This window comes from Trinickia sp., from assembly GCF_051953405.1.
Taxonomy (GTDB): Bacteria; Pseudomonadota; Gammaproteobacteria; order Burkholderiales; family Burkholderiaceae; genus Trinickia.
The window spans coordinates 66,877-88,034 of record NZ_JBQCIV010000125.1 but is presented as its reverse complement, the minus strand read 5'-3'; the positions used below and the strand labels follow the sequence as shown (position 1 = coordinate 88,034).

The following is a 21,158-nucleotide window of genomic DNA, read 5'->3' as shown; positions in this document are numbered from 1 at the left end:
AGGATCGACGTGCGATGGGGCGTGCGCGTTCTGCGACAATACTGTCCCTCGATTTTTTGCATTCGAACTAGCGTATGGCATCGAATAGTGCGCACCACGCCACCGGTTGGGCGGCGGGCTTGATCGCGGCCGCGCTCGTGGCCCAGGCGGGCGCGGGCGGGCCGTGGCACCTCGGCAGCCTAACGGCATTCGTGGCCGGCGTCGCGGGAGGGACAGCCCCCGATTGGATGGAGGTGGCATGGTGGAGCCGCGCGAGGCGGCTTTGGATCACGCATCGCACCGTTACCCATTGGGGGCTGGCCTGGGTCGCGGCGCTCGTTTTTGCTTATGGAGCGCTTCATCATGCGCGTCCGTACACCCCGGCACTATTCGGCTTTGCCTGCGGCGGCCTCATGCATCTACTCGCCGATTGGCCCAATCCGCTCGGCGTGCCGTGGATTTGGAAACGGCATTCGCTGAATTTGTGGAAGAGCGGACGATGCGATTTGCTCGTGGTGGCGCTGGCGTGGGTGGGCGCCGGATGGGTTGCTCGGTCGCTGTGGGAACCTAGGGTGGGGGTGTTGGTGCATTGGGTGCGGGCGGTCGCCCGCTGACGAGCAGGGCGCGAGCGACGCGACGCCGACATCCCCCACGAAGCCCACCCGCAAGGCTCTCCGATCGTTATGCGCGGCCCGCATGGGCGAATGCAGCGATCGCATCAACTCGGTTTTTCAGCGCCCTACCATCGCATCACGCTTGCTCGCCGCGACACGCAAAGCCGGCGAGGCACCAAGCCAATGTTCAACGATCGCGATGCTGGAGACCGCCGTGAAAAACCGTCTGACCTATTCCATTTTGGCCGGGATGATCCTCGGCGTTATTGTCGGGTACCTCTGTCATGTGCAGGCGGCCGACGCGGCATCCGCCAAAACGATCGCCGGCTACTTTTCGATCGTGACGGATATCTTCCTGCGTCTGATCAAGATGATCATTTCGCCGCTCGTTTTCTGCACGCTCGTGTCGGGCCTGGCCGGGATGGAAAGCGCGTCCGCGGCGGGACGGATCGGTTCGCGCACGATCGGTTGGTTCTTCTGCGCTTCGCTTGTTTCGCTTACCCTCGGTCTCGCACTTGCGAACCTGCTCCAACCCGGCGCCGGGCTCCACTTGGTTTCGACGGCGGCCGATGCCACGGCCGGGCTCGACACAGGCGGGCTGACGGTGAAGAACATTCTGACGCACGCATTCCCCACGAGCCTCGTCGATGCGATGGCCCGCAACGATATTCTTCAGATCCTCGCGTTCTCCGTGTTCTTCGGTGTCGCGCTGTCGGCGCTCAAATCGGATTCGCGAGTGAAGATCGTGGTGGATGCGATCGACGGCATGGTGCCGGTGATGTTGCGCCTGACGAACTACGTCATGCGCGCTGCGCCGATCGGCGTATTCGGCGCGCTCGCATCGGTGGTGACGATCCGGGGCCTGGATGTGCTCGTGACATACGGCAAGCTGATCGGCGAGTTCTACCTCGGGCTCGTCCTGCTGTGGGCCGTCTTGATCGGCGTGGGTTACGCGTTCTTGGGCAAACGCACCGGCGTGCTGCTGAAGGCCGTGCGCGAACCCGCGTTGCTCGCGTTTTCCACGGCGAGCAGCGAGGCGGCTTACCCGCGCCTGACCGAACAGCTCGAAGCGTTCGGCGTCGACAAGAAGGTGGTGGGCTTTACCTTGCCGCTTGGCTACGCGTTTAACCTCGACGGTTCGATGATGTATCAGTCGTTTGCGGCCATTTTCATTGCGCAGGCGTTCGGCGTGGACATGCCGCTTTCGCAGCAAATCCTCATGCTGCTCGTGCTGATGTTGAGCAGCAAAGGCATGGCGAGCGTGCCGCGTGGGTCTGTCGTTGTCGTGGCTGCCGTCGCGCCGATGTTTCACCTTCCGGTGGCGGGCGTGGCCCTCGTGCTCGCCATCGACCAGATTCTCGATATGGGCCGCACGATGACGAATGTGATCGGTAACAGCGTCGCCACCGCCGTGATCGCGAAGTGGGAAACGGCGCGCGCTAGCCGGCTCGTGCACAAAGCATCGTTCGAATCCTTGCAAGGCGAAGCGCAGTGAGTGTCGACATGCTTGCGGTCAATCGCTCGTTCGGTGTCGTCGGAGGGCTCGATGGGCTTGGCGGTGCCGATGTCTTGTTGAAACTGATCAAAGCGTCCGTGTCGCAGTCGGCGGATAGGCGCGAGCCTATCGACGTGTCGTACGAACAACGTCCGATGAAGCGCAGCGCCGACGACGCGGTAGGAAGCCCGCACTATAAGCTGCATCTCTACGATACGATCCGCGCATTCGAGAAGCGTGGCGTGACGACGGTCGTCCTTCCCAGTTTCGCGAGCCATCTGTACCTCGACGAATTGCGGGAGAACGCGACGATCGAGATCGTCGATAGGGTCGATGGGTTGCGTGCGCATGTACGCGATCGATTCCCTGGCGTTCGGCGCATTGGCGTATTGACGTCGGATTTCGTGGCGGGCAGCGGCCTGTTCGAGCGGTATTTTGCGGCCCCGGAGTTCGAGATCTTGTATCCGCGGATCGGCGAAGGCGAACACGCGAACGCGGTGACGCGGGCAGTCTACGGCCCGCAGAGCATCGGAGCCGGCAACTGGGAGGGCCGCCCCATCGATCTGCTGCGCGAGGCGTGTGCGGATTTGATCGACCAAGGCGCCGGCTTGCTGCTGACGGGGCTGAGCGAACTCGGGACGGTGGCGGATCGTCTCGGCCCGCTTCAGGCGCCGCTCGTCGATTCGAACCTGGCCTATGCGCAATACGTGGCGAACGGGCAATACGCGGCTCCGATGCGTACCTTCAAGGTCGGCGTGGTGGGCGGCGTAGGCCCCGCCGCTACCGTCGATTTCATGCAGAAGGTGGTCCGCAATACGCCTGCGCTACGCGATCAGGACCATATCAAGGTGCTGGTCGAGCAGAACCCGCAGATCCCCGATCGCACCGAAAACCTCGTCGGTCACGGGGCGGACCCGACGGTTTCGCTTTACGCCACCTGCAAGCGACTCGAGGAGGGCGATGCGGACATCATCGCGATTCCCTGCAATACCGCGCACGCATTCGTCGAGCGGATTCAGCCGTATCTGAAGGTACCGATCGTCAACATGTTGACGGTAACGGTCGACTATTTGCGCGAGACGTTTCCGACGCTGCGCGAAGTCGGATTGCTCGCTACGACCGGCACGATCGCAAGCGGTGTGTACGAGCGGTCGTTGACCGCGGCGGGACTGGAGCAGGTGACACCGTCGCCGCGATTGCAAGCGCGTGTCATGCGAGCGATCTATGGGCCCAGAGGGGTTAAGGCTGGCTATTCGAGCGGCGAATGCATGGACGATATCGTCGCGGCTTGCGATGCGCTGATGGAGCGTGGGTGCCAAGTGATCGTGCTCGGCTGCACCGAACTTCCGCTGTTGTTGCCGCAAGGGCAGCGCGTGAGCGGCAGTGGGAGAGTCGCATGGCTCGCCGATCCCACGGAGATTCTTGCGAAACGGTGCGTCGCCTACGCGCGCGGCGAACTCGCCCTCGCTGGCGGGTGCGGAGCGCGCGAGACGCCCGAAACATCCGAAACAACCGAACTATTCACGAACCTTTGAGACAACATGGCAGAACGTATCGAACACGATTTGCTTGGGGACCGCGCTGTGCCCGATCACGTCCTCTACGGCGTGCACACGTTGCGCGCCGTCGAAAATTTCCCGATTACCGGCACGCCCATCTCGCGGTGTCCGGCGTTGATCGGAGCGCTGGCCCGGGTGAAACACGCCGCGGCGCTGGCGAACAAGGAGCTTGGACTGCTCGATGCGAGCAAGGCCGACGCGATCGTCGATGCCTGCCTGCGAATCGCGGGCGGAGAGGCGCACGAGCACTTTGTGGTCGACGTGATCCAAGGCGGCGCGGGTACGTCGACGAACATGAACGCCAACGAGGTGATCGCCAATCTCGGCTTGGCGTTCCTCGGACGGACGCGCGGAGACTATCGATACTTGCATCCGAACGATGACGTCAATCTGAGCCAAAGCACGAACGATGTCTACCCAACGGCTTTGCGTCTCGCCGGCTACCAAGAGTTGATGGAACTCATCGGCACGATGGCCGAACTCGAAGCGGCGTTCGACGAAAAGGCCCGCGAATTCGCGGATGTGTTGAAAATGGGCCGCACGCAATTGCAAGATGCGGTGCCGATGACGCTCGGGCAGGAGTTCGGTGCCTACGCCGAAACGATTGCCGAGGACCGCAGGGCGTTACTCGAAGCGTCGCGCTCGCTTTGTGCGATCAACCTCGGCGCGACGGCGATCGGCACGGGAATCAACACGCATCCCGATTACGCCTCGACCGTATGCCGCCACCTCCGGCTGTTGACGGGTATCGCGCTGACGACCTCTCCCAATTTAATCGAAGCGACGCAGGACGTGGGTACGTTTCTGCATGTTTCGGGGGCGCTCAAGCGGACCGCCGTCAGGCTTTCCAAAATCTGTAACGATTTGCGCTTGCTGTCGAGCGGCCCGCAGGCAGGCCTCGGTGAGATCAACTTGCCGCCGATGCAAGCCGGTTCGAGCATTATGCCGGGCAAAGTGAATCCCGTGATACCGGAAGTCGTGAATCAGATTGCCTTCGAAGTGATCGGCAACGATATGACGATCACGATGGCGGCGGAGGCGGGGCAATTGCAGCTCAACGCATTCGAGCCGATCATCGCTTATAGCCTACATAAGAGTATTCGCCATTTAATCGGTGGCTGCCGTGTGTTGAACGCGCGCTGCATCGCGGGAATTTCGGCTAACCGTGGGCGGCTGCAGGGGATCGTAGAAGGCGCGGTGGGTATTGTGACGGCGCTCAATCCGTATATCGGCTATGCCAACGCGGTATCGGTCGCGCAAGAAGCCCTTGCCACGGGCCGCGGCGTGCGCGCGATCGTGCTCGAACGTGCGTTGCTCGACGAAACACAGTTGCTGACGGTTCTTCAGCCCGAAAAGCTGACGCGCCCGTTTCTGCCTTCCGTGCGCGTCGGCGACGCCGTTGGGGCTTAGCGCCGGCGCGGCCGTGCGCGCGCAGCGTTCGGTGAGGCGCCGCGCGGCCTGCGTCGAACGTCGTTTCCTTCTTGCGCCGACTCGTTCGGCTTTTCGGTGGCTCTCATGTTCCGCAAGGTCAAGCTCGCTTCGGGACTGCTAGCGGTTTTAGCGGCCTTTTGTCTATTGCAACTGGTAACGGGCGGGATCGGTTTTTGGGCGCTCGCTCGATCGCATCGCGATGTGACTGCACTGGCGAACGTGGCGCTGGCGCAGGTCAACGCCGTGGACACAGCCACCCGGCAATTGATGGATGCGCGCATCAACTTGGCGCGCGCCGCGACTCGGATGGTACGCGGCGGCGCAGAACCGCTCGCTATCGTGGAGCACGCGCGCGATCAACTGGCGTTGGCCGATCGATCGTTTGCGCTCTTTTCCGATGCGTCCAAGACGCGCGAGCCGCACCGTCAGCTTGCGGCAGCGCTCGCCGACAGTTACCGGAAGCTTCACGGAGCGCTTGTCGAGCTATCGCAAGATCTCGATGCGAATCAGGTCGATGCCTATTTGAACCAACCGACCCAGTCGTTCCAGGATGTCTATCTGGCCCGGCAACGGGCGTTCGTCCAATATGCCGATGAGCAAGGCCGCTTATCGCTCGATTCGATCGATGAAAGGCTTTTGTGGTTTCGCGGCGTGAGTCTCGCTATCCTTGCGGTGCTGCTCGCGGGCACGGCCGCGGTCTATCTCACCGCCAGGCGAGCGGTTGTCGCACCGCTCGACGAAGCACGACACCACTTCGAGCGGATCGCGCGCGGAAACTTGGCCGGGCCTATCCCCGCGCGCGGCATGGCCGAGATCGCCAACGTGTTCGACGCGCTATCGAACATGCAGACGAGCGTCGCGCGCACCGTCTTGACCGTGCACGATGCGGCCGATTCGATTCATGCCGGCGCCGAGGCAATCGCTGGCGGCAACGCGGCGCTATCGGCCCGAACCGAAAGCCAAGCCGCCGCGCTCGAGCAGACGGCATCGAACATGGACGAATTGACGGCGACGGTTCGCCAAAGTGCCGAGCAGACTCAGGAGGCCAATCGTTTGTCCGAGTCGGCGCTCCGTGCGACTCAGGAAGCGGCGCAAGTCGTGAAGGGCGTGGTCGACAAGATGCGCGGCATCGCGCTGAGCGCGGAGCGGATCTCGCAGATTCTATCGGTGATCGACGGCATTGCGTTTCAAACGAATATATTGGCGCTCAATGCGGCCGTCGAGGCTGCGCGCGCGGGCGAGCAGGGCCGTGGTTTCGCGGTAGTGGCCGCCGAGGTGCGTGCGCTCGCTCAACGCAGTGCGCAATCGGCGAAGGAGATCAACGCGCTTATCGGCGAATCGAATTTGCAGATCGAAGGTGGGTCGGAGCTAGTTGCGCGCGCGGGCGATGCCATGCATAGTGTTTCGATGTCGATTTCACGTGTCGCCAACATGATGGCCGATATCAGTACCTCGTCGCGGGAGCAAAGCGCCGGCATCGAGCAGATCAATGCGGCCGTTGCCCAGATGGATCGTACGACGCAGCAAAATGCGGCGATGGTCGAACAGGCGGCTGCGTCCGCTGCGTTGCTGCTCGGACAAGCCCGCCAACTCACCGAGGCCGTCGCACGCTTCGAGATGGGGAGCGTGCCAGGCGAAGTCATCCCCGGCTCGACAGTGCCGCATCGGCTGCCTGTCGGCGCCGCGACTTGACGACCTACGGATGGAGCCGATATGGAAGTCGAGTGGATCGAAGACCTGGTGGTGCTCGCGCAATATAAGAGCTTCTCGCGTGCCGCCGAGGCGCGCAATGTGACGCAATCGGGTTTTAGCCGGCGCATCCAGTCGCTGGAGCATTGGGTCGGCGCGGAATTGGTCGATCGCAGCAGTTATCCGCTATCGCTGACGCCGGCTGGCCTGTTGTTCAAAGAGGCGGCGGAAGACATTCTTCGAAAGCTTTTCGATACGCGTTCGATTATTCGTAACGACGCGCGTATTCACGGGCCCGGGCTCAAAATTGCAGCAGGCCACACGCTCTCGGTCAGTTTTTTGCCCGGGTGGTTGAACGATCTGAGCCAGCGTTTGGGCGGCGTGCGAGCGCGGGTGGTGCCGACGAACGTGCACGATTCGATCCTGATGCTCGTCAACGGCAACTGCGAGCTGATGCTCGCTTACCATCATCCCGATCTGCCCTTGCATTTGGATCCGACACGCTATGAGTACCTGACCGTCGGGCGCGACGTGTTTATGCCGGTGCGCCGCGCCAGCGGCCGTGCCAGCGGGCAAGCGAGATTGCCCGGTACAGTGCGACAGCCTGTGCAGCTGATCGGTTATGCGCCGACAACCTATTTCGGCCGTTGCCTCGCGCTCGTATTGCGCCGGCAGGACAATGCCGCGGTGTTGCAGCCTTATTTCGAATCGGATATGGCGGAAGTGCTCAAGCAAATGGTGCTCGCGAGCGACGGCATTGCGTGGTTACCGCGTAGCCTGATCGAAGGCGAACTCGCGAGCGGCGCGTTGACGAGCGCGGGGGAGCGGCGCTGGATGCTCGATTTGGAATTGCGGCTCTATCGAGACCGCAACAATACTTCGCCGCTGCTCTCGCAGGTGTGGGGCTGTCTCGGCGAGGCGCCGGCTCGTTCCGGCGATTGAATTTGCCCTAGCGCACTTGTCGCACCTGCTTCGAGATCGCTTCGAGATTGCTTGTTGACGCCCGTGCCTTTTATCGGCAAACTCATTCGCATGCTCGCTTTTTCCATTACGTCGCCGCGCCATCATCATCCGCATACCCATCGGGGTCTGCGGCGAGGAACGTGCGTGCGCTAGAAATTCGAGCAACGTATCCCACGAAGCCCCGCCGATAGCGACGGGGCTTTTTTCGTTTTGTGGGCCCGTCCTGTACGTTGTCGGCTCAATCAGAGCGGAAACCAAGATGACTGCGACTACACCGAATACGTTTGCGACACCCCTCGACTTGTACCGAGCCATTTCACGCGTTTGGTCCGGCGCTACATCGAGTCCCACTCATGCTTGGTCGCCTTCCACGCCAGCGAAGAACCATTGCAGTATCACGTCGTTGATCGTCCAGGATTATTTCGGCGGTGAGATTCTTCGCACGAGGACATCGGGTGGGACGCACTTCTATAACGCCGTCGACGGTAGAAAATGGGATCTCACGGTGAGTCAATTCGATGAGCCGATCCCCTACGACGATACGGCATCTACGCGCGAGGAGGCCATGGCCGATACCTCGCCCGAAAAATATGCGCTCCTTGCGGCGAGGCTGAGAGAAGTCATCGCTAAGAGCTGACGTCTTCCGTAATCCGCACGAACCATATTGGAACAATGCTTCCGGGCCGGCGACCTTGCTGCATTCCGCGGTGCCGTCGGCTCGGCAATGGAGCCGAATGTGAATGATCCGATGTCTATCGATTGGTCGACGATGCCCGTTCCACAGGACGACGGGGGAGTAAAGCACTTGAAGGGGCAGCCGTTGTCTGCGATCGCTTTGCCCTCGACCGACGGAACGACCGTCGACTTGAGCCGCAAAGCTGGCCGAGTGGTGATTTACGCCTACCCTTGGAAAAAGCATCCCGACGGGGCATTGCCGGAAGGGTGGTTGTCGATTCCTGGGGCCGCGGGCTGCACGCCGCAATCTTGCGCCTTCCGCGATCATGCGGAGCAAATCAAGGCCGCGGGCGTAAGCGAGATCTTTGGGCTGTCCACGCAAGACACGGCATATCAGCGCGATGCGGTCGACCGGCTGCATCTTCCGTACGCGCTGTTGTCGGACGAGCATTTGGCGTTGGCCGACGCCCTTGCATTGCCGACGTTTACCGCCGGCGGGATGACACTATTCAAGCGTTTCACCATGATCGTTCATGATGGTGTTATCGAACATGTCTTTTACCCGGTATTTCCCCCGCATCGAAATGCCAGCGATGTGCTCGCATGGCTCGAGCAGAATCGCGGTACGAGCGTGACCGCGGCTGCGAGGCGGCATGAGCATTCGATGGACGGGCCACCAATCACGCTCGCGGTACGAGCGTGACGTGACCGCGGCTGCGAGGCGGCATGAGCATTCGATGGACGGGCCACCAATCACGCCAGGCCACGTGGGTGCATCCGTTCTATTAGCAGGTGGGGAGAGAACCGACTCCTAAAGATGGGCAAACTCGTCCCAGTGCAATGACCTGTAGAAGTCTGGACGTGATTTGACAGACGGTGACAGTCGTCGGTCTCAGTTCGGCCATGAACGGTCATCCAATCAAAGTCGGAAAGGGAAAAACGAGCGTCCGCACCACGTCTGTGAAGCGACGCACGCAGTCGCCGCTGGCGCTGTCCGCCCGGCCTGTCTGCGCAATGCTCCCGGCTCGTCACTTGCCGGCGCCCCGCGGGTTAGTGATCGTGCACGTCAAAGCAGTCTGATGTTACACATCACCGCTGACAGTTCCGGCCAGCCCGGCGATCGCGAGCACGAGCAGGAATCCCGCTGACGACGCAGTGATCCACCGCTGCCGACTCTGAATCATCGGGTGTCTGCACGCGAGAATGTAGCCGCTCAGAATCGTGAAATCAACAGCGATCCAGAGTGCTGCCAGAATCGCCAGGCTCGCACGTGAATTCGATGTGATCCCAACGAACTGCGGAAAAAACGCGACGAAGAACAGAACGTCCTTGGGATTGGCAATGCCGACAAAGAAGCCTCGAAAAACAGCTGGCAATCGCTGGGATGCTGGCGTCGCGGCGTACGGTCTTTGATCGCCGGAAATACGAGTGTCGCGCCATTCGCCATACAGCGTCCGGATCGCCAGCAGCGAAACAAAAATGCACCCCGATATTTGCAGCCAGACGAGCAGGTGATCGCTGACCAGCACCACGCCGAATACCATGAGCGTCGCCAAAGTAATCAACAGCAGGCTTGCCACATTCGCACCCACTGCGGCCAAGATGCCTTGAGAGATACCCCGTCGCGCTGCTGTGCCGACCACGAGCATGACGACCGGTCCCGGCGTGGCGATGAGCAGAACGATCGCAGCAAAATAGGCGAGCAAGAGTGGACAATGGAGGTGCATGAGAGAAAGTTGATATCTGTGCTGAAATAGCGCCGTAGCAAGCCCCGCCAACGTGCGGGCTGAAATCGTGAAAGCTGCTGCAATAGGCGTAGTATTGCTGCCCTGTGCCACAGGTGAAAAACGGAAATTACTGCGCGCTTACATGACTTTTTCTCATGCGGATGTCGACGTTGAAGACGAAACCCCTTCCCCCTCTTTATGCATTGCGCGCGTTTGAGAGCGCTGCCAGGACTGGCTCGTTTACGCTGGCGGCGGAGGAGCTGAGCCTCACGCAGAGCGCTGTGAGCAAGCACGTAAAGACGCTTGAGGAGTATTTCGGCCGCAAACTGTTTGTCCGGCAAGGGCCGAAATTGAATGTCACGGCGCAAGGGCTGATGTTTGCCTCGGGGCTGAGGCGGGGATTTCGGCAAATCGAGGAAGCCTGTACGCTGTTTCGCGCTCGTCACGACGTCCTGCGACTTAAGGCGCCCTCAACGTTGACGATGCGCTGGCTACTTGATGTGCTCGCGGCATTCCGCAAGACGCAACCCGGATTCGAGGTGCAGATCACCAGCGTATGGATGGATGTCGACACCGTCGATTTCTTCAGCGAACCCTACGATTGCGCGATCCTGCTCGGTACCGGCAGGTTTGGCGAAGAGGCGCACTGTGTAAAGCTTTTCGATGAATGGTTGATCCCGATCTGTTCGCGCGCGCTCGCACCAGCGGCCCGTGCCGATCTTGCAGCGTGCGATCTCATTCATCCGTCACCCGACCGCCGCGACTGGCGCCGTTGGCTGAAAGCCAGTGGGTACCACGCCAACGTGGACACCACCCGTGGCCAGGTCTTCGACATGCTCGAGCAGGGCATCGCGGCGGCCGCTGCTGGGCACGGTATCTCGATAGGCGATCTGGCGCTCTGCGGCAACGCGATCGACGCGCGGCAACTCGTGCTGCCGTTTAAAACGGCCGTTGGAAGTGGCGACGCGTATTACCTCATCAGGCCCGAGGATTCCGACAAAGCGGCGCAGGTGGAGGAACTCCACGCGTTCCTGGAAAGCAGAATGCCAAAACTCACCTGGCCGGGTATCCAGTTCAAGACATTGAGCTAGCGCCCGAGTATTCGGTTGACTCATCGAGGCAATCGGGAAGGGGCGATTCTCGTTACGCGGATCGGGCGGCACCCGAGGGGTGACTGGCAAGCAATGCCGCGCAGCGCTCGCGCAGGAATACAGTCAATGCGCTGATTGTCGGTGTCATTTGTACACGGTGGGCACAAATCAGGTGTAGCGGTGCCGGCTCGCAGTACGCCGGGGTAGACCCATATAAGTAGCCGCCACCAGCCTCCGGTTCAGGTTACTGTCGGTCAGGCTTGACGGCCATCCAAGCACGACGTTCAACGGACGCGAGTTACCTATGCGGATCGTAAGCGTTGCCTCACCACCGTCTGTTCAAGGCTTCCGGCGTCGGCAATCTGATTCCCACCAGATCTGAACTGAACCCCATGTCAACTTCCGGCATAAAGGAGCCGGGTATTTCCGGCATATAGGCGCCAGTAGACGTGGGTAGAAACGAGCATCTTGGTGGGTTCAGGAATGGGCGTCGTTCCCACCCTGCGAAACAACGCACAGTAGGCGGGAGTCGCGAGCAGCGGCGATCCATGTCGACAGGATCAGAAATTGGCGAACGGGTTGCCGCCGCCGCCGAACCTGTCCGCCAGCAAGCGGGCCCAACTGATCACCGAAGCACTGGCACTGGACGTCGCAACGGACGCGATCGCTCGAACGGCCGTTGTCCCTTGGAAGCCGCCGTAAAAGGTACGCGTGATTGAAGGACGGCTGTGGGGCGAGATGCGCCGCCCGGACGTCGCCGGCTCGCCCGAGCGGCGCGACGGCATCGTACGGCGCAGTTCGGCCAGGAAGGGACCTTCGTTTGATCCATCGCTAAGACGTTCAGACGGCCGCGCCACTCCGCAAACGGTCATCCGGTCGCCCTCTGCCCTGTTCGCATCATCGGCAAGAGCCGGCGGTCACCTTTCAGCCGCCCTGCGGCCGGAGCACGCCGCTTTGCTGCCATTAGCGATGCGATGCGGTCGAATGCCCGCTTACAGAAACGGCGAACGAGTCTTTCCGACCTTGACCGGCCCAACGGCTCCTATCCTCTCTTCAAAAAGCAGGTTGCGGTCGCAGTCGCGAGCAGCTTTCCGTCGGAAGATTTTAATGTGCCCTCCGAGGTCGCGATGTTTCTCGAGACGTGGACCGATCGAGCCTCTGCCACCACATCCTGATCAAGCGGCACAGGACGCAACATCTTCACCTGGAGATCGATCGTGCCGTATCCAACACCAGCTTCCAGTTGCGAATGAACCGCGCAGCCGGTCGCAGAGTCGAGCACCGTCGCGGCAAAACCGCCGTGGACGCCACCAAGCGGATTGAGATGCTGTTTTCCTGCGCGGGCTAAGAGCTTTACGTACCCTAGATCGGCTTTCAGAAACGTCATGGGCACGGTCTCTGCCATCGGCGAGGGCGGCAACTCGCCTGTCACAACCGCACGCAGCAGCTCAAGACCACTCATTTCAAGTGGGTTCATTTACCTGTTCCCTTTTCAGGCTAGTACCGATCGAAAGACGACTTCCGTGAACTCATATAACGGGGCGTCGCTCTTCTCCGCGCGCATCCGCAACAGCGCACCTTCCCAACTGTTCAAAATGAATTGGGCGAGCAACGGCGCTGGCAGTCGGGTGCCGATCGCCCCCGTCGCCTGAGCTTCCGCAATGCAATCCTCGAAGAGAGCGGCCCAAGCCTTGAAATGCGTTGCGAGCCCTTCGCGGATCACCGCGCTGTGATCCGCGACTTCGAGGCTAAGGTTTCCCATCAGGCAACCTCGCAGATAGCCACCCGCCCGATAGCCGCGAATCCGCTCGTTGAAATAGGTATGCAACCGCACCAGCGGCGGCATGCTCTCGTTGGTCAGGAGCGCGCGTAGTTCGCCGACGCCCTGCGCGAAATAGACGTCGACCACTGCTTTCCCGAAGTCCTCCTTACTCGCGAAGTGGTTGTAGAAGGACCCTTTGGGCACCTCGGCTGTCTCGACAATTTCCTTGACGCCGGTTGCGGCATAGCCGGAGTCGTGCAGCAATCGGACCCCTGCACGAAGCAGGTCGTCGCGTGTATGCAAGTTTGGCTTGGGGCCGCGGCGGGCCGCCGTCTTCTGCGATTCCATCGACGTAGATCCCAACAAATAAAAATGACCGGTCGTCTTTAATTTTTAACGACCACGAGCCGCCTGTCAAGAACATCGACTCGATGCAGGCCGTCTGCCGCCCCTTCCCCAGAGTGTCCTCTCAAGCGCCTCTCGCAATGACCTGCGTGGGGGATGGAATATTGAGCGCTGCCGACAGGCGCCCCACGACTTCGTCCGAATTCGCTACACATCAGGTTGGCCTGCCGCTCTTGACAAATATAAGACGACCGGTCACTATTAATTAATAGGCAGATGCCGGATGCACTAAATGCTCCGACCCTTAGATTCGCGAACGGCTTTCGTCACCTGTTGCAGCTCCCACGTATAAAGGATCTTCTGATGTCCTCATCATCGCTTTTCACACCGCTTAATGTCGGTCGCTACTCGCTGGCCCATCGTGTCGTGATGCCTCCGCTCACGCGTATGCGCGCCGGCGCCGGGACTGTTCCGAACCAATTCGCCTCCGAGTACTACGGTCAACGCGCCAGCGAAGGTGGCCTGATCATCGCGGAAGCCACCCAGGTTGCCGCCTCCGGACAGGGCTATCCAGCAACCCCCGGCATTCATTCCCAGGAACAGGTGGAGGGTTGGCGGAAAGTGACCGACGCGGTACATGCCAAGGGGGGCGTCATCTTCCTGCAGCTGTGGCACACCGGCCGGTCGTCGCATTCGAGTTTCCAGCCGAATGGCGAAGTTCCTGTTGCACCGTCGGCGATCGCGATTACCGGTCAAACCACGCTAACCGCGAAATGGAAGTCGGTGCCGTATGAAACGCCGCGTGCACTGGATCTGGACGAGATCCCCGGGATCATCGACGCGTATCGCGAAGGTGCGCGCAATGCGATGGCCGCCGGATTCGATGGCGTCGAGATTCACGGCGCGAACGGCTATCTGCTGCAGCAGTTTCTGGACGACAGTTCAAACAAGCGCACCGACATTTACGGCGGTTCGGTCGAGAACCGCGCCCGCCTGCTCCTCGAAGTGACGCAAGCGCTGATCGAAATCTGGGGCGCCGATCGCGTCGGCGTTCGCCTGTCGCCGTTCGGCACTTACAACGATGTCGGTGATTCGGACCCAATCGGCCTCTACGGCTATGTGCTGACACGTCTGAGCGAACTCGGTATCGCCTACGTCAGCTTAATCGAGGCCCGCACGAGCGTCGGAATGGAGATTGATACCCCGCAGGAAGTCAGCCAACTTCGCCCGTTCTGGCCGGGGACCCTGATCCTCGCCGGCGGATTCACGGCCGAGTCAGCGGACGCGGCCATCCGGTCGGGGCAAGCCGACGCCGTGGCGTTCGGCAGACAGTTCATCGCCAATCCCGATCTGCCCGCGCGGCTCAAGCTGGGTGCACCGCTCAACCGCCACGACCGCGCAACCTTCTATGGCGGCGGCGCAGCCGGCTATGTCGATTACCCCGTGCTGGAGGCGGCGGACCATACGCAGTGACGTCGAGGTCCACGGCGCCACTGGTGTCGTGAGCCACGCGGCCATTCAACCAACGAAGTGCTATTTCTCAAGGGACATTGAATATGAAAGTCGTCGTTCTCTCCGCCACCGGTCAGGTTGGCCGCACGGTCCTCAGCGAACTGATCGGCCGAGGGCATCAAGTCGCCGCGGTCGCGCGCAATCCGGACAAGCTTCCCAAAAGCATCAATAGCGTTCGCGACGATCTGAGCAGCGCCGATCGAATCGCGGAAATCATCGCTGGAGCGGATGCTGTCGTCAGCGCCTTCGGGCCCCCGAAGGAGGACGCACGTTTCTTCAGCGACGTGAGTTACACGGATCAACTGGCCCACGTAATCGAGCGGGCGATCGCCGCCGTTCGCAAGGCCGGCGTTCCGCGCCTCGTCATGGCAGGCGGATGCGGCTCGCTCTGGTTTTCACCGGGCGTAACGGTGCTCGAATCCGGTCGCTGGCCGGAGAAGCTGGTTCCGATCGCGACTTCCCATGTCAAGGCTTTCGCCGCGTTGAGAGCATCGGAAATCAACTGGACGTATTTCAGCCCGCCGATGCAGATCGATCCGGGCGTGCGCACGGGCAAGTTCCGCCTGGGTGGCGATGACCTCATCGTGGACGACCAGGGCAAGAGCTGGGTCTCCTTCGAGGACTATGCGGTTGCTCTGGTCGACGAACTGGAAAAGCCTGCACACGAGCGCGCGCGCTTCACGATCGGTTACTAAGAAGTCCGCATTGGGTGTCGTGTTCGGCGCCCAATGCTTTGCTGTGCCGGCGACGGCTCTCGGAAGGCGATCGGCCTTTCACTATGGATAATTGACTGTCCCTTGACCGCTTAGCCCCGGAAAGCGACATCGGAGCCATTGCGATCGAGCAGCGGCAACGGATCGGAACTACGCATTCGCTTGATTCCACTGCGATCCGCGACCGCCGAGACGCGAATGTCGGAAATGTGCCGCAGCGCTACCTTACAACCGTTGACTGCAGAACGTCGGTTTTGGCCGATGAACCGCGGCCCGACATGAACGCCCAAACGGCCGGTGTACCCTGGAAGCCACCTTTAAGGGCGCGAGCGACGCTAAGGCTGTTGTGGGGCGAGCGCCGACTGTCGCCATTTGCATGGCTGAGCTGCCTTCGCCGGATCTGACGCCGTCCGCCCCGATGACGTCCCGACCTATACAGATTATCGGGCGCTCGATGCGCCCATATACCCGCAAACTTGTTAATGCAACACGGCATTAGTACCGATGAAAAGCGGCCTGCAGAGCGTCCCGTTCCTTCGGCTCGCCCGACATCGCAAGCATAAGCAAGATGCGCGCTTTCTGCGGGACTTGATCGTCGACGACGATCCAACCGTAGTCGCTGTCGGGCTGCGCCCCGTCGCGAACGACCACGCCGCTGCCCGTGCGGGATGCGCGTACCACTTGCACGCCATCGCGTGCCGCCCGGCGGAGCGCGCCGACGAGATGTTCGGCGACGTTGCCGTTGCCCGTACCGGCATAGACGAGGCCATCCGTATTGCCGAGGAAGGTGACGATCGCCTGTTCGTCCAATGCCCCGTAGGCATAGACGATATCGACCTTCGGCAGCGATTCGATCCGATCGATCGACCAAGGCGTCATGACCGTATGGTCTCGCGATGTCGTCCGGTAATAGCGAGGCTGTCCCTCCACGACATAACCGAGCGGACCGTACGGCGATCCGAACGCTTCGAGCTTGAAGCTGTTGGTCTTGACCACATCGCGCGCGGTATGAATTTCGTCGTTCGAGACGACCAGCACGCCCCTGCCGCGCGATGCCGGATGCCCGGCGACGCAAATCGCTTCGTAAAGATTGAGCGACGCGTCGGAACTCATCGCGGAAGGCGGGCGCATGGAGCCAACCACCACAACCGGCTTTACGCTCTTGAGCGTGAGATGCAAAAAGTAGGCGGTTTCCTCGATCGTATCGGTGCCGTGCGTGAGAACGACACCGTCGACATCGGCATCCTCGAGCATGTCGGACACCCGCTTGCCGATCAAGAGCAAATGTTCGTTATTGAAGTTTTCCGATCCCGTTTGCAGGAGTTGTTCGGTACGCAGGTTGGCTAGCGCGTGGGCTTGCGGGAGGACGGCGAGCACCTCGTCGATCGTGAGGACCGAACAGGCGTAGGCGGCCGTGTTGGCATGGCTGGCACCGCGACCGGCGATCGTGCCGCCGGTGCCGAGCACCACGATATTGGGTTTGTCTCTCATGCGAAGTCGATTGTCGATTGCGTGACGGCGGTTGCGTTGAGTTGCGTTGCGCTGCTTCGTCAAAAACGCGAATCAATCGCGTGCGCGACCGGACCGATGCATCGCGAACAGACCAGACAGCGAAGGATTCGGATTTTTTTCGAACCAACTGGTGAGCAGGGCTGCCGAGCCCGCCGCGAGGGTGAAGCCCAACGCGCCGTGCCCCACATTGACCCATAAGTTCCGATACGGCGTGGGTCCGATGATGGGAGTGCCTTCGGGTGTCGCGGGGCGTAGCCCAGTCCATGGTGTGACATCGGCGCAATCGGCCGTGGCCATCGGAAAGAGTGCGGCGGCCTGCGCCCGCAAGGCGGCCAGACGCGAAGGATCCAAATCGAGCGAATACCCGTCGAGATCGGCCATGCCCGCCACCCGGAGCCGGTTGCCTAGACGTGCGTAGACAACTTTGCGCGCGAAGTCGGTCACGCTCAGCGAAGGTGCGACCGTGTCGGGTTTCAACGCATAGGTCAGGCTGTAGCCCTTGAGCGGGTAGATCGGCAAACGCAGTCCCGCCGTCGAGAGCATCCGCGCCGCGCCCGGGCCCGCCGCGACGACAATGTGCTCGGCATCGATCGCGGCGCCGCCAGTTAGGGCCTCGATGCGCCCGCGACCGTGTTCGCGCAGCGCATCTACTCGTGTGTTCATCAGAAAATGCACGCCGCTTGCGCGCAGGCTATGCTCGAGCGCTTTGCAGAATCGATAGCAATCGGCCGTCTCCTCGCTTCGCGTGTAGATGCCGCCGGCGAAGTGGCCTCGTGCGCTTGCGAGGGCCGGTTCGAGCGAGACGCACGCATCGAAGGTCAGCGCCTCCTGCTCGCATCCGAGCGAACGCTGAAAGCCGAGTTGATCGATAGCGTTCTTCATGGTCCGAGCATCGCGATGCAAGACGAGCTTGCCGGACGGGGAGAAATCGAAATCGGCATCGGGTTCGTCGCGAAGGAACGCGTGAACGAGCGAGCGGCTGGCGAACGATAGCGCCAACAATTTTTGCGTGGTGAGGTTGCTGCGGCGCTGCGTACAAGCGAGGGCGAACTTCAAGCACCAGCGCCATTGATCGGGGTCCGCCCCGAGCCGTAGGCGCACGGGCGCATCGCGGCGCACGAGCCATGCGGGCAACTTGGAAAGCACGCCCGGACCGGCCAGCGGTGCCACATAACTGTAGGACAACTGACCGCCGTTGCCATGACTGGTTTCGGACGCGACATCGCTATGGCGATCGACCACCGTCACCTGATGGCCGGCACGATTCAAGTAGTAGGCGCTCGTGAGTCCGACGACTCCCGCCCCCAGCACCGCGATTTGCATCTGTTTCGTTCCATTGGTTTGCGGTTGTTTGCACGAGGCGCGCAGGGCAGAGCGCCGCGGCCTCGACAGCAATGTACGCGCGTGCGGTGCCGAGCCCATTGCATCGATCGGCAAAAAAATAGAAGAAAGGCGACAACGATAACGATAACGGGTGCGGGTGTGGCAGCGCGGCCCCGGCGCGTTAGCGCGGCCCGGCCCCGGGCGTCATCCGGCGGCCGTCGCCGTGCGCGCGCCGCGCAGCTTACCCGGGGTGACGCCGTAGGCTTCGCGGAAGACGCGAATGAAATGGGCGGAATCGGCGAAGCCGCACTCGTAAGCGATATCGGTGACCTTGCGCGAGGTATTGAGCAGCATCCAGCGCGCGTAACGCAAACGCATGTGCCGATAGAATTCGTTCGGCGACATGTTCATTTCGGCCATAAACGCACGCTCGAGCTGACGCACGCTCGTGCCGATCATGTTCGCGATGACGGCGATCGTCAGCGGCGCTTCTAGATTCTCCTCCATGAGCAACGCGGCGTGGCGCACGGCCGCGTCTTCCACCGAAAGATAGCCGAGCGCCCGGCGCCGTTCGATGAACGACGAGCCGGCGCTGCGGCTCACCGTCATTTGATGAATGACTTTCGAAGCGCGGTCGGGCCCGCAATGAAGATGGACGAGACGCGCCGCTAGTTCGATGACGGAGATGCCGCCGGCGCACGTGACGCGATCGCCGTCGATCAGGTAATCGGCGTGCGTGATGACGCGTAGCCCCGGAAACATGCCGCGGTAATCGTCATAGTGAAAACTATGGACGCAGGCGACATGATCCGCCATGAGCCCGGCACGCGCCAGCACGAAGCTGCCCGTGCAGATCCCCACAAGCGGTACGCCTGCCCGCGCGGCGGCTTGCAGGTAGTCCCAATAGCGCTTGTCGACCTGTTCCAAATGCGGGAGCAGCCCGCCGATGGCCACGACGTAATCGAACTGGCTCACATCGGGAAAGACCGACTGCACGGGGATGGCTATGCCGCAACTCGATTCGACCGTACTGTTTTGCGCGCCGATGGTGGTCCAGATGCAGCGCAACTGGCGGCTCTGGTCGCCGCGGTCGGCGGCGTGACGTAGCGCGTCGCAAAGGCCGCCGAGCGACAGTAAGGGAAAACGCGGCCATAGAAGAATTCCGACGTTCAGCTCCGGCCCGGAGCGGGAAGGTACCGATTCGGGGGCACGCGAAAGCGCGTCCAATCGCTCGACCAGTTCGTGAGCGGGAGCGGTATCGGCAGGGGGATCGTTTGGCGGTTTCATGCTTGCGGCGGCGAACGCGACGTTCGCATTCTATCGAGCGGCGCGGCCCCGGTCGACCGTGTCGCATATCTTCTGTTTTCTGGCAAATCGGTGCAATGCCCTCTCGTTGTGTCCGCATAAATTCGGTCCCGTCATCTCGATCGATGGCGCCGCGTGGTTCACGAACGATGCGATGGGGGCGATCCGAGCGATCGTCGATGGAAGCGAGTGAGACGGGCACGGCGGGACATGCGTTTTTCGTCGCCGGGCCGTAACTAGGGATGAGGTAGCGCGATGAGCAAGAGCGTAGGGTTGGGCCGCGTCATGGCGGCCGTCGGGTTGGCGGGCGCGCTGGCGGCGGCCTCGGTCGACGCGGCATACGCCGACGAGACCGTGAAGATCGGAGAGGTTGCGCCGGTGACCGGTCCGGCGTCGTACCTTGGCAAGGATACGGAGAACGGTGCACGGCTTGCCGTGGAGGAAATCAACGAAAAGGGGCTGGTGGTCGGCGGCAAGAAGGTCGTCCTGGCGCTGGACGCGCAAGACGATGCCGGCGATCCGCGTCAGGCGACTCAAGTCGCGCAGAAGCTTGTCGACGACGGCGTCGTGGCGGTAGTCGGCCATATGAATTCGGGCACCACGATTCCCGCTTCGAAGATTTACAGCGATGCGGGCGTCGCCCAGGTATCGCCGTCCGCCACCAATCCCGCTTATACGCTGCAGGGATTCAAAACCGCCTACCGTGTGGTGGCCACCGACGCGCAGCAAGGCCCCGCACTGGCCGACTATGCGAAGAAGACGCTCAAGGTGAAGACCGTGGCGATCGTCGACGATGCCACGGCTTACGGGCAGGGTCTAGCCGTCGAATTCGAAAAACGCGCGAAGGCCGACGGCATCGCCGTGATGTCGCACGATGCGACTAACGACAAGGCCACCGACTTCCGAGCGATCCTCACGAAGATCAAGGGCGAACAACCGGACGCGATCATGTACGGTGGGCTCGATGCGACGGGCGGCCCGTTCGCCAAGCAGGCGAAACAGCTCGGCATGCGCCAAACGATTCTCGCGGGCGACGGCCTATGCGCCGACGATCTTGCCAAATTGGCGGGCGACGCCGCGGACGATGTGATCTGTTCGATTGCGGGTGCGCCGCTTGCCAAGATGCCGAAGGGGCCTGCTTTCACGGAACGTTACGAGAAGCGGTTCGGGACGCACCCTGTCCTCAATTCGCCGTTTGCCTACGATGCGGTGTATGTGATTGTCGAAGCGATGAAGCGCGCCGGTTCGACGGCGCACGACAAGATCCTCGCCGCGATGCCGGCCACGAACTACCAGGGCGTGCTCGGTCAGACGCAGTTTGATGCCAAAGGGGATCTGCTGCACGGGACGATTTCTCTTTATAAATACGTCGGTGGCAGACAGACGCTGCTGGATTACGTGAAGAACTGATCGTGCGCGGACAAGGTATTCGCCGCGTATCCGAGGGGGTGCACCCGCGCCTT

The 21,158-nt window shown here is 61.5% G+C and carries 18 protein-coding genes; 12 read left to right on the top strand and 6 right to left on the bottom strand.

Annotated features, from left to right (window positions below):
- Positions 1-74: 74 nt before the first annotated feature.
- The 8 genes from ACTHN9_RS22145 (at position 75) to ACTHN9_RS22110 (ending at position 9,108) form a co-directional block, all read left to right on the top strand.
- Positions 75-593: a metal-dependent hydrolase gene (locus ACTHN9_RS22145; RefSeq protein WP_440538921.1), complete on the top strand. Its 519-nt coding sequence runs from the start codon at positions 75-77 to the stop codon at positions 591-593.
- 214 nt (positions 594-807) lie between these two features.
- Positions 808-2,088, top strand: coding sequence for a dicarboxylate/amino acid:cation symporter (locus ACTHN9_RS22140; protein WP_440538920.1), 1,281 nt, complete (start codon positions 808-810; stop codon positions 2,086-2,088).
- Between the two features lie 8 nt (positions 2,089-2,096).
- A complete protein-coding gene (locus tag ACTHN9_RS22135; protein WP_440539048.1) occupies positions 2,097-3,623 on the top strand; it encodes an amino acid racemase in 1,527 nt (508 codons plus the stop codon).
- A gap of 6 nt (positions 3,624-3,629) precedes the next feature.
- The gene (locus ACTHN9_RS22130; protein ID WP_440538919.1) at positions 3,630-5,057 is read left to right on the top strand and encodes an aspartate ammonia-lyase; all 1,428 of its coding nucleotides are present in this window, start codon (positions 3,630-3,632) and stop codon (positions 5,055-5,057) included.
- A gap of 105 nt (positions 5,058-5,162) precedes the next feature.
- Positions 5,163-6,770 (top strand): methyl-accepting chemotaxis protein, encoded by a 1,608-nt coding sequence (locus ACTHN9_RS22125; RefSeq protein ID WP_440538918.1) that lies wholly within the window; start codon positions 5,163-5,165, stop codon positions 6,768-6,770.
- A gap of 21 nt (positions 6,771-6,791) precedes the next feature.
- Positions 6,792-7,709 carry a LysR substrate-binding domain-containing protein gene (locus ACTHN9_RS22120; RefSeq protein ID WP_440538917.1) on the top strand — a complete coding sequence of 306 codons (918 nt, stop codon included), beginning with the start codon at positions 6,792-6,794 and terminating at the stop codon, positions 7,707-7,709.
- A 280-nt stretch (positions 7,710-7,989) separates the two neighbouring features.
- Positions 7,990-8,367 carry a YunG family protein gene (locus tag ACTHN9_RS22115; protein ID WP_440538916.1) on the top strand — a complete coding sequence of 126 codons (378 nt, stop codon included), beginning with the start codon at positions 7,990-7,992 and terminating at the stop codon, positions 8,365-8,367.
- A 99-nt stretch (positions 8,368-8,466) separates the two neighbouring features.
- Positions 8,467-9,108: a peroxiredoxin gene (locus ACTHN9_RS22110; RefSeq protein WP_440538915.1), complete on the top strand. Its 642-nt coding sequence runs from the start codon at positions 8,467-8,469 to the stop codon at positions 9,106-9,108.
- Positions 9,109-9,487: 379 nt separating this feature from the next.
- Here ACTHN9_RS22110 and ACTHN9_RS22105 read toward each other — a convergent pair whose 3' ends face one another.
- Positions 9,488-10,111: a LysE family translocator gene (locus ACTHN9_RS22105; RefSeq protein WP_440538914.1), complete on the bottom strand. Its 624-nt coding sequence runs from the start codon at positions 10,109-10,111 to the stop codon at positions 9,488-9,490.
- Positions 10,112-10,302: 191 nt separating this feature from the next.
- On the opposite strand from ACTHN9_RS22105, the gene ACTHN9_RS22100 reads away from it, so the two are divergent.
- Positions 10,303-11,223 (top strand): LysR substrate-binding domain-containing protein, encoded by a 921-nt coding sequence (locus ACTHN9_RS22100; protein WP_440538913.1) that lies wholly within the window; start codon positions 10,303-10,305, stop codon positions 11,221-11,223.
- Positions 11,224-12,265: 1,042 nt separating this feature from the next.
- Here ACTHN9_RS22100 and ACTHN9_RS22095 read toward each other — a convergent pair.
- A complete protein-coding gene (locus ACTHN9_RS22095; RefSeq protein ID WP_440538912.1) occupies positions 12,266-12,700 on the bottom strand; it encodes a PaaI family thioesterase in 435 nt (144 codons plus the stop codon).
- 15 nt (positions 12,701-12,715) lie between these two features.
- Entirely contained in the window at positions 12,716-13,333 is a 618-nt protein-coding gene (locus tag ACTHN9_RS22090) for a TetR family transcriptional regulator C-terminal domain-containing protein (protein WP_440538911.1), read from the bottom strand.
- Positions 13,334-13,693: 360 nt separating this feature from the next.
- On the opposite strand from ACTHN9_RS22090, the gene ACTHN9_RS22085 reads away from it, so the two are divergent.
- Positions 13,694-14,803: an alkene reductase gene (locus tag ACTHN9_RS22085; protein WP_440538910.1), complete on the top strand. Its 1,110-nt coding sequence runs from the start codon at positions 13,694-13,696 to the stop codon at positions 14,801-14,803.
- 83 nt (positions 14,804-14,886) lie between these two features.
- Positions 14,887-15,537, top strand: a complete 651-nt coding sequence (locus ACTHN9_RS22080) for an NAD(P)-dependent oxidoreductase (protein WP_440538909.1) — start codon at positions 14,887-14,889, stop codon at positions 15,535-15,537.
- Between the two features lie 513 nt (positions 15,538-16,050).
- Here the strand turns inward: ACTHN9_RS22080 and ACTHN9_RS22075 are convergent.
- The 3 genes from ACTHN9_RS22075 to ACTHN9_RS22065 all read right to left on the bottom strand — a co-directional run bounded on the left by ACTHN9_RS22075 (position 16,051) and on the right by ACTHN9_RS22065 (position 19,677).
- Positions 16,051-17,046: an asparaginase gene (locus ACTHN9_RS22075; RefSeq protein WP_440538908.1), complete on the bottom strand. Its 996-nt coding sequence runs from the start codon at positions 17,044-17,046 to the stop codon at positions 16,051-16,053.
- A 72-nt stretch (positions 17,047-17,118) separates the two neighbouring features.
- Positions 17,119-18,489 (bottom strand): D-amino acid dehydrogenase, encoded by a 1,371-nt coding sequence (locus ACTHN9_RS22070; protein ID WP_440538907.1) that lies wholly within the window; start codon positions 18,487-18,489, stop codon positions 17,119-17,121.
- A gap of 105 nt (positions 18,490-18,594) precedes the next feature.
- Positions 18,595-19,677, bottom strand: coding sequence for a GlxA family transcriptional regulator (locus ACTHN9_RS22065; RefSeq protein WP_440538906.1), 1,083 nt, complete (start codon positions 19,675-19,677; stop codon positions 18,595-18,597).
- A 303-nt stretch (positions 19,678-19,980) separates the two neighbouring features.
- Between ACTHN9_RS22065 and ACTHN9_RS22060 the strand changes: the two genes are divergently transcribed.
- Positions 19,981-21,105, top strand: coding sequence for a branched-chain amino acid ABC transporter substrate-binding protein (locus ACTHN9_RS22060; RefSeq protein WP_440539047.1), 1,125 nt, complete (start codon positions 19,981-19,983; stop codon positions 21,103-21,105).
- Positions 21,106-21,158 lie beyond the last annotated feature (53 nt).